11 protein-coding genes are annotated in these 13,134 nt (G+C 58.9%); 5 read left to right on the top strand and 6 right to left on the bottom strand.

The window, feature by feature from the left end:
- Nucleotides 1-282: 282 nt before the first annotated feature.
- Nucleotides 283-2,199: a molecular chaperone DnaK gene (gene dnaK, locus AC3WKX_RS09610; protein WP_003212222.1), complete on the bottom strand. Its 1,917-nt coding sequence runs from the start codon at nucleotides 2,197-2,199 to the stop codon at nucleotides 283-285.
- 102 nt (nucleotides 2,200-2,301) lie between these two features.
- Nucleotides 2,302-2,862 carry a nucleotide exchange factor GrpE gene (gene grpE, locus AC3WKX_RS09605; protein WP_003212224.1) on the bottom strand — a complete coding sequence of 187 codons (561 nt, stop codon included), beginning with the start codon at nucleotides 2,860-2,862 and terminating at the stop codon, nucleotides 2,302-2,304.
- A 253-nt stretch (nucleotides 2,863-3,115) separates the two neighbouring features.
- Between grpE and recN the strand changes: the two genes are divergently transcribed.
- Nucleotides 3,116-4,789, top strand: a complete 1,674-nt coding sequence (gene recN / locus AC3WKX_RS09600; protein WP_087693402.1) for a DNA repair protein RecN — start codon at nucleotides 3,116-3,118, stop codon at nucleotides 4,787-4,789.
- Nucleotides 4,790-4,885: 96 nt separating this feature from the next.
- On the opposite strand, the gene fur is transcribed toward recN, so the two are convergent.
- Nucleotides 4,886-5,290, bottom strand: a complete 405-nt coding sequence (fur, locus tag AC3WKX_RS09595; RefSeq protein WP_003212228.1) for a ferric iron uptake transcriptional regulator — start codon at nucleotides 5,288-5,290, stop codon at nucleotides 4,886-4,888.
- Between the two features lie 98 nt (nucleotides 5,291-5,388).
- Between fur and AC3WKX_RS09590 the strand changes: the two genes are divergently transcribed.
- Nucleotides 5,389-5,916: an outer membrane protein assembly factor BamE gene (locus tag AC3WKX_RS09590; protein ID WP_003212232.1), complete on the top strand. Its 528-nt coding sequence runs from the start codon at nucleotides 5,389-5,391 to the stop codon at nucleotides 5,914-5,916.
- A 62-nt stretch (nucleotides 5,917-5,978) separates the two neighbouring features.
- Here AC3WKX_RS09590 and AC3WKX_RS09585 read toward each other — a convergent pair whose 3' ends face one another.
- Nucleotides 5,979-6,293 carry an RnfH family protein gene (locus tag AC3WKX_RS09585; RefSeq protein WP_102604507.1) on the bottom strand — a complete coding sequence of 105 codons (315 nt, stop codon included), beginning with the start codon at nucleotides 6,291-6,293 and terminating at the stop codon, nucleotides 5,979-5,981.
- Nucleotides 6,286-6,720, bottom strand: a complete 435-nt coding sequence (locus AC3WKX_RS09580; RefSeq protein WP_003212236.1) for a type II toxin-antitoxin system RatA family toxin — start codon at nucleotides 6,718-6,720, stop codon at nucleotides 6,286-6,288. Before AC3WKX_RS09580 ends, AC3WKX_RS09585 begins: the two co-directional genes overlap by 8 nt.
- 168 nt (nucleotides 6,721-6,888) lie before the next feature.
- On the opposite strand from AC3WKX_RS09580, the gene smpB reads away from it, so the two are divergent.
- A complete protein-coding gene (gene smpB / locus AC3WKX_RS09575; RefSeq protein WP_003212238.1) occupies nucleotides 6,889-7,371 on the top strand; it encodes an SsrA-binding protein SmpB in 483 nt (160 codons plus the stop codon).
- A 55-nt stretch (nucleotides 7,372-7,426) separates the two neighbouring features.
- On the opposite strand, the gene AC3WKX_RS09570 is transcribed toward smpB, so the two are convergent.
- On the bottom strand, nucleotides 7,427-8,194 hold the full coding sequence (locus AC3WKX_RS09570) for an FCD domain-containing protein (protein ID WP_003212240.1): 768 nt from the start codon (nucleotides 8,192-8,194) through the stop codon (nucleotides 7,427-7,429).
- A 261-nt stretch (nucleotides 8,195-8,455) separates the two neighbouring features.
- Here AC3WKX_RS09570 and AC3WKX_RS09565 point away from each other — a divergent pair, with 261 nt between their 5' ends.
- A complete protein-coding gene (locus AC3WKX_RS09565; protein WP_102604506.1) occupies nucleotides 8,456-10,150 on the top strand; it encodes a lactate permease LctP family transporter in 1,695 nt (564 codons plus the stop codon).
- 70 nt (nucleotides 10,151-10,220) lie between these two features.
- Nucleotides 10,221-13,031, top strand: a complete 2,811-nt coding sequence (locus AC3WKX_RS09560; protein WP_102604505.1) for an FAD-binding and (Fe-S)-binding domain-containing protein — start codon at nucleotides 10,221-10,223, stop codon at nucleotides 13,029-13,031.
- The last annotated feature ends 103 nt before the right edge of the window (nucleotides 13,032-13,134 follow it).

The following is a 13,134-nucleotide window of genomic DNA, read 5'->3' as shown; positions in this document are numbered from 1 at the left end:
CCTCCTGAGCCTTGCCAAACTCGTTGAGCCCCAATACAGGCCCGGACCCAACTCACGTCAATTCAACGATCCTGGTCGTTACTGCTTTCAACCGGAAACCGGCCAAAAACGCGGTGACTGTCGCCCGGAAAGCAGGAGCATTCCCGATCACACCGCCAGCATCCGAGCGTTGTCGCATGCTGTAAAAATTCGCGTACCCCAGACACGCCAACGCGGGAGCAAGCTCCCGCGCGGCGACATCCTACCAGTCACCGCTTGTGAGCGGTCAACCGGGCGACCAAGTTACTTCTGGTCTTTGACTTCTTCGAACTCGGCATCGACAACGTCGTCGTGCTTGGCTTCAGGTTCTGCCTGGTGTGCAGCACCGTCAGCCGGCTGGCCTTGTTCGGCGTACATTTTCTGAGCCACTGGCGCAGAGACTTTCGACAGCTCTTCAACCTTGGCTTCGATAGCAGCCTTGTCGTCGCCTTTAACGGCGGCTTCCAGGGCAACTACTGCGGCTTCGATTGCAGTTTTCTCTTCGGCAGTCACTTTGTCGCCAGCGTCAGCGATCATTTTGCGAGTCGAGTGAACCAGTGCATCACCCTGGTTACGGGCAGCGGCCAGTTCTTCGAACTTGCGGTCTTCGTCAGCGTTGGCTTCAGCGTCACGGATCATCTGCTGGATTTCTTCCTCGGACAGACCCGAGTTAGCCTTGATCACGATCGACTGAGTCTTGCCGGTGGCCTTGTCTTTGGCGCCTACGTGCAGAATGCCGTTGGCGTCGATGTCGAAGGTCACTTCAATTTGTGGCACGCCACGTGGTGCTGGTGGAATCTCGGCCAGGTCGAACTTGCCCAGGGACTTGTTCTGACCGGCTTGCTTACGCTCACCTTGCAGCACGTGAATGGTCACGGCGCCCTGGTTGTCGTCGGCAGTCGAGAACACTTGCGATTTCTTGGTAGGAATCGTGGTGTTTTTCTCGATCAGCGCAGTCATCACGCCGCCCATGGTTTCAATACCCAGAGTCAGCGGGCTTACGTCCAGCAGCAGAACGTCTTTCACGTCGCCGGCCAATACCGCGCCCTGGATGGCAGCACCCATGGCAACTGCTTCGTCCGGGTTCACGTCTTTACGCGCTTCTTTACCGAAGAACTCGGTCACCAGCTTCTGAACCAGTGGCATACGGGTCTGACCGCCCACCAGGATCACGTCGTTGATCGCGCCAACGTCGATACCCGAGTCTTTCAGCGCAATGCGGCAAGGCTCGATGGTGCGTTGAACCAGGTCTTCTACCAGCGCTTCCAGCTTGGCGCGGGAGATTTTCACGTTCAAGTGCTTAGGACCGGTAGCGTCTGCAGTGATGTACGGCAGGTTCACGTCGGTCGAATTGCTCGAAGACAGTTCGATCTTGGCTTTCTCAGCGGCTTCTTTCAGGCGCTGCATGGCCAGCGGGTCACCCTTGAGGTTCATGCCGCTTTCTTTCTTGAATTCGTCAACGAGGTAGTCGATCAGACGAATGTCAAAGTCTTCACCGCCCAGGAACGTGTCACCGTTGGTGGCCAACACTTCGAACTGGTGCTCGCCATCGACTTCAGCGATTTCGATCACGGAAACGTCGAAGGTACCGCCACCCAGGTCGTAAACGATCACAGTGTGGTCGCCCTTGGCCTTGTCCATACCGTAGGCCAGAGCGGCTGCGGTTGGTTCGTTGATGATACGTTTCACGTCCAGGCCAGCAATACGGCCGGCGTCTTTGGTCGCCTGGCGCTGGCTGTCGTTGAAGTAGGCCGGAACGGTGATCACCGCTTCAGTCACGGCTTCACCGAGGTAGTCTTCGGCGGTTTTCTTCATCTTTTTCAAGATTTCAGCCGAGATTTGCGGCGGTGACATTTTCTGGCCGTTCACTTCAACCCAGGCGTCACCGTTGTCAGCCTTGGCGATTTTGTACGGAACCATCTTGATGTCTTTCTGTACGACTTCTTCGTCGAACTTACGACCGATCAGACGCTTCACCGCGTACAGGGTGTTATGCGGATTGGTCACAGCTTGACGCTTGGCGGACTGGCCCACCAGGATTTCGCCGTCGTTGGCATAAGCCACGATGGACGGAGTGGTGCGTGCGCCTTCGGCGTTTTCAATAACTTTGGATACGCCGTTTTCCAGCACGGAGACGCAGGAGTTGGTAGTCCCCAGGTCGATACCGATAATTTTGCCCATGATTTACTCTCCCGAAACTTAGATTTTTTTGCCGCAGCAGTGGTGGCTAACTGCGGCAGTACTTAAACGCTTGACTTATAGATGGGGCCGTTACGACTTATTTCAAGCCTGCTCATCAATAGAAGGTGCAACCGGTGCAGGAGCCTTGCTCACCACAACCATTGCCGGGCGCAGCAAGCGACCGTTGAGCTGGTAACCCTTCTGGAACACCTTCAATACGCTGTTCGGCTCAAGATCAGCGTTTTCCTGCATCGCCATTGCCTGGTGATGCTCGGCATTGAACGGCTCGCCGCCTTGCGGATCGATGGCTTCCAGCTGATAACGCTTCAGGGTGTCCTGGAACATTTTCAGGGTCAGTTCGATCCCTTCGCGCATTGGGCGGATGTTTTCGTCGTCCGGGTTGGACAGCTCAAGGCCACGCTCCAGGCTGTCGATGATCGGCAACAGATCACCGGCAAATTTTTCCAGGGCGAATTTGTGAGCTTTTTCTACATCCTGCTCGGCGCGGCGGCGGACGTTCTGCAGATCGGCGGCAACACGCAACGATTGATCCTGTGCGCCTGCCAATTGCTCTTCGAGCACTTGCACACGAGCGGCCAGGTCTTCACCTGCGGCCTGGTTGGCGTCTGGATTTTGCGTATCCTGCGTCTGTTCGTCAGCCATAGATTTCTCCTTTCAAAATCATGCGCGAACTCGACTCGCGCTTCTGTTCCGGTATATGGGGCCACAATTTTCAGGTTCAAGGGTTGAGGCGTTACCAAAAGTCTTTCACTTGTCCTGGATCAATTCTTATCAATCATTCCCTGTTGCGCTTAAAAAGCGATTTATTCAAGCAAATCGGACTAAGCATCAGGATTGTCACCTCCAAACAAAACACTGTATAAATAACCAGACCTAAAGCCTGGGAGCGGCCGTCATGCTGGTGCACCTGTCCGTACATAACTACGCCATCGTTGAACATCTGGATCTTGAACTGGATCGCGGGATGAGCGTAATCACAGGCGAAACCGGCGCCGGCAAGTCGATCATGCTCGACGCCCTGGGCCTGACCCTGGGTGATCGCGCCGACAGCGGAGTGGTACGCCCGGGCGCCGACAAGGCCGATATCCTCGCCACCTTTGACCTGGCCGATATCCCGGAAGCCGAGGCCTGGCTTGCCGAGCGCGACCTTAACAATGAAGGCCCGTGCATCCTGCGCCGGGTGATCACGGCCGAAGGGCGCTCCCGCGGCTATATAAATGGCACGCCCTGCCCGCTCGGCGATTTGAAAGCCCTGGGCGAACTGCTGATCGATATCCACAGCCAGCATGAACACCAGTCCCTGCTGAAAACCGACACCCATCGCCGACTCCTCGACGAATACGCCGGTGCCACCGATCTTGCGCGCCAGGTGCAATTGGCTGCGCAGCGCTGGCGCCAGACCCGCCAGGAGCTGGAGCGCCTTTCCAACTCCGGCGATGAGCAGCGTGCCCGCCACCAATTGCTCAGCTACCAACTGGAAGAGCTGGAAAGCCTGGGGCTCGGCGAGACGGAACTGGAGCAACTGGAACAGGAACACAAGAACCTCACCAACGCCGAAACCCTGCTGGGCATCTGCCGGCAAGTGGTGGAGCAGTGCAGCGAAAGTGATTCAGGCAATGTGCTCAACGCCCTGACTGCAAGCCTGAACCGACTATCCAGCGTGAATAACGCATCAGGCTCGCTGAACGAAGCCACCACTCTGCTGACCAGTGCGCAAATCCAGGTAGAAGAAGCCGTGGGCGAACTGAACCGCTTCCTCGATCACTTCGATGCCGACCCAGCCCGCCTGCAGGATATAGAAGAGCGCCTGGACACCATCTACACCCTGGCGCGCAAACACCGGATCCAGCCGACTGAAGTCGCAACCATGCAGCAAAAGCTGCTGGATGAAATTGAAACCCTGAACGCCAACGACGAATCCATCGAGCGACTGGGTGAAGAGCTGGCGTCCTTTGCTCGCCATTATCACGAGAAAGCCCGAGAACTCAGCGACCTGCGCCATCAGGCAGCGACCGGCCTGGCCAGCGCGGTGGAGCAGGAAATCCAGCGCCTGGGCATGCCCGGCGGGCGCTTCACCATCGAGTTGCACACCAACACCAGCAATGAACTGCTGCCCAACGGCCTTGAACAGGTAGAACTGCTGGTCAGCGCGAACCCGGGCCAGCCACTCAAGGCACTGGCAAAGGTAGCTTCCGGCGGCGAGCTGTCGCGGATCAGCCTGGCGATTCAGGTGATCACCGCCCAGACCTCTCGCGTGCCAACACTGGTATTCGATGAAGTGGACGTAGGGATCGGCGGCCCGACTGCCGAGATCGTGGGCCAGTTGCTGCGCCGGCTGGGCGATCGCGGCCAGGTACTGACCGTTACCCACTTGCCACAAGTAGCTGCCCAAGGGCATCAGCACTTGTTCGTGCACAAGGTGCGAGGCAGCGATGCGACCCATACCGCCGTGTCCAAGCTGAACAAGACCGAACGGGTAGAAGAAGTGGCGCGGATGCTCGGCGGCATCGACTTGACCAAGGAGTCCTTGGCTCACGCGAAGAAAATGGTGGTAACCGCGAAGGTCTGAAGCCTGGCTTACTGAGTATTTTCTTTCTATAGAAAGCACGAAGGCGACCCTAGGGTCGCCTTCGATCGTTTCGCAGAGCGAATCTGCGTAGCTTTCTTACTTTTTCTTACGTATGTAGAGAACCAGATTGTGGTCCACCAAATCGAATCCATGCTGCTCAGCGATCATGTGCTGGAGCTTCTCGATTTCCGGACTGGTGAACTCGATAACCTCATTGGTATCCAGGTCAACCATGTGGTCGTGATGACCGCCGTCGGCCAGTTCGAACACTGCATGACCGCCGTCGAAATTATGACGAACCACCAGTCCTGCTGCTTCAAACTGGGTCAGAACACGGTAAACCGTGGCCAGGCCGACGTCCTCGTTAGACTCCATCAGCGCCTTGTATACATCCTCGGCACTCATGTGGCGCTGCTCAGCAGAATCGAGCATTTGTAGAATCTTGACTCGTGGCAGAGTCACTTTAAGACCGGCTTTGCGTAGTTCGCTATTTTCAACCATGGTTAGCTTTCTCGCGGATGCTGCTTCGCAGCTTCTCTTAATACGGGTATGATCGGCGTTTACGTTGTCCCAGCCAAGATAGTGGAAGTCGCCCACCGATGCAAAACACCAAGCTCTTGCTAACCAGTTTCACCTTTGTGGGACTGCTCGCACTCGCCGGTTGTTCATTCCCCGGGGTTTACAAAATCGACATCCAGCAGGGCAATGTCGTCACGCAGGACATGATAGACCAGTTACGCCCGGGAATGACCCGACGGCAAGTACGGTTTATCATGGGCAATCCCCTGCTGACCGACACATTCCATGCCGATCGCTGGGATTATCTCTATAGCATCCAACCTGGTGGCGGTGAACGCCAGCAGGAGCGGGTCAGTGTCATCTTCAATGGCAATGACCAGCTCGTCAGCCTGTCGGGGGACTTCAAACCGGGCGTAAGCCGCGATGAAGCCTTGCTGGGCAAGGACAACGGCACCACCGCTCCTGCGCCCGCGCAGAACGAGGAGAAGCCCAAGTCCGAGGTACCGGCCAAGCCTGGCTCGTTGCTGGACGAGATCCAGAAAGGCGTCGACGGCGTACAAACCGTTCCGGTGCCGACTCCAGAACCCCTGGATGCCAGCCCGCAATAAGTTTGCAGCGCTCGATAAAAAGCCCGGCATGCCGGGCTTTTTGTTGCCTGCTGTTTCGCAAGCTATGAATTCTGCTGCTTTGCCTTGGCAGCCTTGGCTGCACGCAAACGACGTATCTCCATCGGATCTGCGAGCAATGGCCGATAGATCTCGATTCGTTCTCCAGCCTGCACCACACGCACGTCAGCGTCTGCCACCACCTTGCCGAAAATCCCCAAGGGGCAATCCTGCAGATTCAGCTCCGGAAATTGCGCAGCCATTCCCGAGCCCAACACTGCAGCCCTGAGGGTTGAGCCCGGCGCTACTGCCAGGCTCATCAACACCTGGCGATCCACCGCGGCGTACACCACCTCGATTTCAACCAATGGCTCAGCCATGCATTTGCTTGGCGCGCTGGCAAAACGCGTCCACCAGAGTATTGGCCGCCTGATTGAACAGTGGCCCCAGGGTGGCACGCACGATAGGGCCGGCATAGTCGAACGACAGGTCCAGGCTGATCTTGCAGGCTTTCTCGTTCAACGCCTTGAACACCCACACACCGTGCAACTGAGTGAACGGACCTTCTTCGAGATTCATCTCGATGGACTGCCCGGGCACCAGCGTGTTGCGCGTGACAAAGTGCTGGCTCAAGCCGCCCTTTGCCACCCCCACGCTGGCAACCATGTGCTCATCACTGCTCTCCAACACCTCGGCAGTCGAACACCAAGGCAGGAACTCCGGGTAACGCGCCACGTCGTTGACCAGATCATAGAGCGCCTGTGCCGGATAAGGCAGCAGGGCCGAACGTTGAATATGCGTCGTCATGTGAGCGTTATTTCCACAGCTGAGCGGCAAACATCGCGAAAGGACAACAGGATTCGCGAAAGAAAAAAATCAAAAACCAGCCTGCATTGTCCGGGATTCATTCAACACGCTCAAGCACGCAGGTTGACCGTAGCCGACGCGCTCGCAACTCCCTATAATGCCGCCCCTATGGCTAAACAAAAGAAACACCCAACAGGGACCATCGCGCAAAATAAAAAGGCGCGACACGATTACTTCATCGAACATCGTTTCGAGGCTGGTCTGGTCCTGGCCGGCTGGGAAGTAAAAAGTCTGCGTGCCAGCAAGCTGCAGCTGGTCGACAGTTATGTGCTGCTCAAAGACGGCGAGGCATGGCTGCTCGGCAGTCATATCACGCCGCTGATGACCGCCAGCACCCACGTAATCGCCGACCCGGTGCGCACGCGCAAGCTGTTGCTCAATGCCCGCGAGCTGGAAAAGCTCCACGCCGCCGTGCAGCAAAAGGGCTACGCCTGTGTCTGCCTGTCGTGGTACTGGAGCAAGCACCTGGTCAAGTGCGAGATCGCACTGGGCAAGGGCAAGAAGGAATACGACAAGCGTGATACCGAGCGCGAGCGCGATTCCAACCGGGAATTGCAGCGTGCCGTGCGCAACAAGGGCAAGGAAGACTGACTTTCTTGTGACTTGATGTGGATGACGGAGCCCGCTCCCTCATCCACAGCATTTGCTACATCCCTTTGCGCCGTTCCGCCCGGGCCATGCGCTGAACCTCCTGCCGCACTTCCTCCAGCACTTCCTGCACATACAGCAGGTGACGTGTTGAGACTTCCCGTGCCTGCTCGGCACGCCCCTCGATAATCGCCAGGTACAGGTCCCGATGCTGATTGATCAGCATGTCGCGGGTCTCCGTACGCTGCTGGTACATGCCGCCAATATTGGTCACCACATTACGCTTGAGCAGGTCGAACAGGCCGCGAATGGTGTGCAGCAATACCGCGTTATGGCTGGCCTCGGCGATGGCCAGGTGAAACCTCGCATCCGCCGCGCCCTCTTCCGCCCGGCTCACTTCATCCGACCGCGTGTAGCAATCCTGCAACTCCTCGAACGCTGCCGTTAGCCGCTCGCGGTCCACCTCAGTGGCACGCAACGCTGCGTAATACGCGCACGAGGCCTCCAGGGTCTGACGAAACTCCAGAAGATCACGCTGAGCCTCCGGATTATTTTCCAGCAGATGCAGCAGCGGATCACTGAAGGTTGAACCCAGCGACTCCACCACATAATTGCCACCACCTTGGCGACTGATCAGCAAACCTTTTGCCACCAGCTTTTGGATCGCCTCACGCAACGACGGCCGCGACACCCCGAACTGCTCGGCCAGTGCGCGCTCGGCCGGCAAGCGCTCGCCCGACTTCAGCGTGCCCTCAAGGATCATGCCCTCAAGCTGCTCGACGATGTCGTCAGACAAACGGCGCTGACGCACCTGATCAAACCCCATAACTCACTCTCCACCATCCCGACCACTCGCCGGGGCCCCTATTCTGGCCTATCGCCGCGTATCCGGCACCTATCAGAACGCCCTCGGTTAAGCCAATCAGCCCCCACCAACCCCGACCTACGACCAAAGATTCACAAGCGGCAAATTGACACATCCCCCAGAAGGCTTTTAACCTAGCCAACGGTGATTGTAAATTGGTAATACCAATTACCCAAATCATCCAAGCAGTGCCTGACCAACAACAATTAGGGGCCACCCCATATGCAAACCTGGCAACAGCTCTACAGCCCGCTCGGCAGCCTCGGCCTGTCCGCACTGGCCGCCGTCATTCCCATCGTATTTTTCTTCCTGGCCCTGGCGGTGTTTCGCCTCAAAGGCCACGTTGCGGGCAGCATCACCCTGGCACTGTCGATCCTGGTGGCGATCTTTGCCTTCCAGATGCCGGTCGACATGGCGCTCGCCGCCGCCGGTTATGGCTTCGCCTACGGCCTATGGCCAATCGCCTGGATCATCGTCGCCGCCGTATTCCTGTACAAACTGACGGTCAAGAGCGGCCAGTTCGAAATCATCCGCAGCTCCGTGCTGTCGATTACCGACGACCAGCGCCTGCAAGTGCTGCTGATCGGCTTCTGCTTCGGCGCGTTCCTGGAAGGCGCCGCCGGTTTCGGCGCACCGGTGGCGATTACTGCCGCACTGCTGGTAGGCCTGGGTTTCAACCCGCTGTATGCCGCCGGCCTGTGCCTGATTGCCAACACCGCCCCCGTTGCGTTCGGCGCACTGGGGATTCCGATCATCGTGGCCGGGCAAGTGACCGGGATCGACGCGTTCAAGATCGGCGCCATGGCCGGCCGCCAGTTGCCGCTGCTGTCGCTGTTCGTGCCGTTCTGGCTGGTGTTCATGATGGACGGCCTGCGCGGCGTCAAGGAAACCTGGCCAGCCGCACTGGTTGCAGGCCTGAGCTTCGCCGTTACCCAGTTCTTCACCTCGAACTACATCGGGCCTGAACTGCCGGACATCACCTCGGCCCTGGCCAGCCTGATTTCCCTGACCCTGTTCCTGAAAGTCTGGCAGCCCAAGCGCAGTGCCGGCGCGCAAATCGCTGGCGCAACGTCCGGCACTGCCGTCACTGCCAGCGCCGGTGGCTTTGGCCTGCCTCGCAACACCCTGGCTTCGCCTTACAGCCTGGGGGAAATTTTCAAGGCCTGGTCGCCGTTCCTGATCCTGACCGTGCTGGTCACCATCTGGACCCTCAAGCCGTTCAAGGCGATGTTCGCCGCCGGCGGCGCGATGTACAGCTCGGTATTCAACTTTGCGATCCCGCACCTGGATCAACTGGTGATCAAGGTTGCGCCCATCGTTGCTACGCCAACGGCCATCCCCGCGGTATTCAAGCTTGATCCGATTTCGGCAACCGGCACGGCGATTTTCTTTTCCGCCCTGGTATCGATGCTGGTGCTGAAGATTGATTTCAAAACTGGTCTGACCACCTTGAAAGAAACCTTTTATGAGCTGCGCTGGCCGATCCTTTCCATCGGCATGGTGCTGGCCTTTGCCTTCGTCACCAACTATTCGGGCATGTCATCAACCATGGCCCTGGTGCTGGCGGCTACCGGCGCGGCATTCCCGTTCTTCTCGCCATTCCTTGGCTGGCTCGGAGTGTTTCTGACCGGCTCCGACACCTCGTCCAACGCGCTGTTCAGCTCGCTGCAAGCCACTACCGCGCACCAGATCGGCGTCAACGACACCTTGCTGGTAGCGGCGAACACCAGCGGCGGCGTGACCGGCAAGATGATCTCGCCGCAGTCGATTGCCGTGGCATGCGCCGCCACTGGCCTGGTGGGCAAGGAATCCGACCTGTTCCGCTTTACCCTCAAGCACAGCCTGTTTTTCGCGACGATCGTCGGGCTGATCACCTTGGCCCAGGCTTACTGGTTCACCGGTATGCTGGTGCACTAAGACCTGCACGCGATAGGGTAAGAACCGACGCCGGGCAGCGATTCCGGCGTCTGCTATTTCTGGAGGACCGATGAGCCTGCCTGCTGCTTTTCTGAGCGACGCCGCACAACTGATCCCGAAAGATCGTCGTTTCGACGATCCACTTTCCACCCTCGCCTTCGGCACCGACGCCAGCTTTTACCGACTGATCCCACAACTGGTGATCCGTGTCGAGTCGGAAGATGAGGTGGTGGCGCTGCTGCAACTGGCCCAACGCGATCGCGTGCCGGTGACCTTTCGTGCGGCGGGCACCAGCCTTTCCGGACAGGCCATCAGCGACTCGGTACTGATCGTGCTGGGGGACAATTGGAACGGGCGCGAGATTCGCGGCCAGGGCACACAAATCCGCTTGCAGCCCGGCGTGATCGGGGCACAGGCCAACGCCTGGCTGGCACCGTTCGGGCGCAAGATCGGCCCGGACCCGGCGTCGATCAATGCCTGCAAGATTGGCGGCATCGTCGCCAACAATGCCAGCGGCATGTGCTGCGGCACGGCGCAGAATACCTATCACACCCTGGCGGGCATTCGCTTGGTACTGGCCGACGGCAGCCGCCTGGACACGGAAGATCCGGCCAGTGTCGCGGCCTTTCGCCAACGCCATGGCGAGCTGCTTGACCGCCTGGCGGCACTCGGTCGAGAAACCCGGGCAAACGCTGAACTGGCTGCAAAAATCCGCCACAAATACCGTCTGAAAAATACCACCGGGTTGTCACTCAACGCCCTGGTGGATTTCGACGAGCCACTGGATATCCTCAGCCATTTGCTGGTCGGCTCCGAAGGCACCCTGGGTTTTATCAGCGCAGTGACCTACGACACGGTGATCGACCACCCGAACAAAGCCTCGGCCCTGATCGTGTTCCCGGATGTGGAAACCTGCTGCAACGCGGTGACCGTACTCAAAACCCAACCTGTTTCAGCGGTTGAACTACTGGACCGGCGCAGCATGCGTTCGGTGCAGGACAAACCCGGCATGCCGGCTTTCGTACAGCAGCTATCGGAAAATGCCTGCGCCCTGCTGATCGAATCCCGCGCCGCCTCGCCCTCGCTGCTGCATGAGCAACTGGCACTGATCATGGCCTCCCTGGCCAGCTTCCCAGTGGAGAAACAAGTCGACTTCACCGAAGACCCGGTGGAAAACGCGCGCCTGTGGGCGATTCGCAAAGACACCTTCCCCGCCGTGGGCGCCGTGCGTAAAACCGGCACCACCGTGATTATCGAAGACGTGACCTTCCCGGTGGAACAACTGGCCATTGGCGTTAATCGCCTGATCGAGCTGTTCGACAAACATCACTACGACGAAGCGATCCTTTTCGGACACGCCCTGGAAGGCAATCTGCACTTCGTCTTCACCCAAGGCTTCAACAGCGCGGAAGAAGTCGCACGCTACCAGGCGTTCATGGACGACGTCGCCCAGTTGGTGGCCGTGGAGTTTGGCGGCTCGCTGAAGGCCGAGCACGGTACCGGTCGCAACATGGCGCCCTTTGTCGAACTGGAATGGGGCAGCGATGCCTACCAATTGATGTGGCAGCTCAAGCGCCTGCTTGACCCCAACGGCATTCTCAACCCGGACGTGGTGCTCAGCGAAGACCCGCAAATCCACCTCAAGCACCTCAAGCCCCTGCCTGCCGCCGACGAGCTTGTGGATAAGTGCATCGAGTGCGGTTTCTGCGAACCGGTGTGCCCGTCGAAGGGGCTGACCCTGAGCCCGCGCCAGCGCATTGTGATCTGGCGCGATATCCAGGCCAGGAAACGCGCCGGTATCGACACCACTGAACTGGAAGCGGCCTATCAATACCAGGGCATCGACACCTGCGCTGCGACCGGGCTTTGTGCCCAGCGCTGCCCGGTAGGCATCAATACCGGCGACCTGGTGAAAAAGCTGCGCAGCCGCGACGCCGACCGTACGAAAACCGCCGAATGGTTGTCGACGCACTTCGCCACGGCACTGCAAGGTGCGCGCTTCACCCTGCACGTAGCCAACGGTGCGCGCATGCTGCTGGGCGCGCCGCGACTGGCGAAGCTCTCCGCCACGGTGACCCGCCTGTCCAAGGGGCAAATCCCCCAGTGGACCAACGCCATGCCGCAACCGGAAAAGGCCATTCGCTTCAGCCCCGCCGTGAGCGATGAGCGCCCCCGCGTGGTGTACCTCGCCGCCTGCGTATCACGCGCGATGGGCCCGGCAGCCGGCGACCACGAACAGATGTCGCTGTACGACAAAACCCGTGGCCTGCTGGAAAAAGCCGGTTATCAGGTAGTCTTCCCCGACAATCAGGACAACCTCTGCTGCGGCCAACCATTCGCATCCAAGGGCTACGCCGAACAAGCCGAACACAAACGCCAGGAACTGATCGGCGCCCTGCTCCACGCCAGCCGTGGCGGCCTCGACCCGATCTACTGCGACACCAGCCCGTGCACCCTGCGCCTGGTCCAGGACCTGGCTGAAACCCGCCTCGACCTCTACGACCCGGTACGCTTTATCCGCACGCACCTGATGGACCGCCTCGACTTCACCCCCCAGGAAGCCCCGATCGCCGTGCACGTCACCTGCAGCACCCAACACCTGGGAGAGAGCCAGGCGCTGATCGACTTGGCCAGGCGTTGCAGTAAAAACGTGGTGATCCCTGAAGGCATTCATTGTTGTGGTTTTGCCGGCGACAAAGGCTTCACCACGCCAGAGCTGAACGCGCACTCACTGCGCAGCCTGAAGGACGCCGTGCAGTATTGCAGCGAGGGCATCTCCACCAGCCGTACGTGTGAGATTGGCCTGACACAACACGGTGGAATTGATTACCACGGCCTGGTGTACCTGGTGGATCGAGTAACCCAGGCGCGCGCCCACTAGGGCCGCCCTCTTTGGGTGCAAAACCTAATGATTTCGGGGTTTTTCGACTAATCCAGCGACAAAACAGAACCCCTGCGCGCCGGCGTAGTCATCTGCATAGGCC

The organism is Pseudomonas sp. GP01-A4 (assembly GCF_058780865.1).
This window is presented reverse-complemented; position numbering and strand designations above follow the sequence as displayed.

Excerpts from the sequence above, each read along its gene's own strand:
- dnaK (WP_003212222.1), bottom strand. The coding sequence starts at position 2,199 with ATGGGCAAAATTATCGGTATCGACCTGGGGACTACCAACTCCTGCGTC.
- grpE (WP_003212224.1), bottom strand. The coding sequence starts at position 2,862 with ATGGCTGACGAACAGACGCAGGATACGCAAAATCCAGACGCCAACCAG.
- recN (WP_087693402.1), top strand. The coding sequence starts at position 3,116 with ATGCTGGTGCACCTGTCCGTACATAACTACGCCATCGTTGAACATCTG.
- fur (WP_003212228.1), bottom strand. The coding sequence starts at position 5,290 with ATGGTTGAAAATAGCGAACTACGCAAAGCCGGTCTTAAAGTGACTCTG.
- AC3WKX_RS09590 (WP_003212232.1), top strand. The coding sequence starts at position 5,389 with ATGCAAAACACCAAGCTCTTGCTAACCAGTTTCACCTTTGTGGGACTG.
- AC3WKX_RS09585 (WP_102604507.1), bottom strand. The coding sequence starts at position 6,293 with ATGGCTGAGCCATTGGTTGAAATCGAGGTGGTGTACGCCGCGGTGGAT.
- AC3WKX_RS09580 (WP_003212236.1), bottom strand. The coding sequence starts at position 6,720 with ATGACGACGCATATTCAACGTTCGGCCCTGCTGCCTTATCCGGCACAG.
- smpB (WP_003212238.1), top strand. The coding sequence starts at position 6,889 with ATGGCTAAACAAAAGAAACACCCAACAGGGACCATCGCGCAAAATAAA.
- AC3WKX_RS09570 (WP_003212240.1), bottom strand. The coding sequence starts at position 8,194 with ATGGGGTTTGATCAGGTGCGTCAGCGCCGTTTGTCTGACGACATCGTC.
- AC3WKX_RS09565 (WP_102604506.1), top strand. The coding sequence starts at position 8,456 with ATGCAAACCTGGCAACAGCTCTACAGCCCGCTCGGCAGCCTCGGCCTG.
- AC3WKX_RS09560 (WP_102604505.1), top strand. The coding sequence starts at position 10,221 with ATGAGCCTGCCTGCTGCTTTTCTGAGCGACGCCGCACAACTGATCCCG.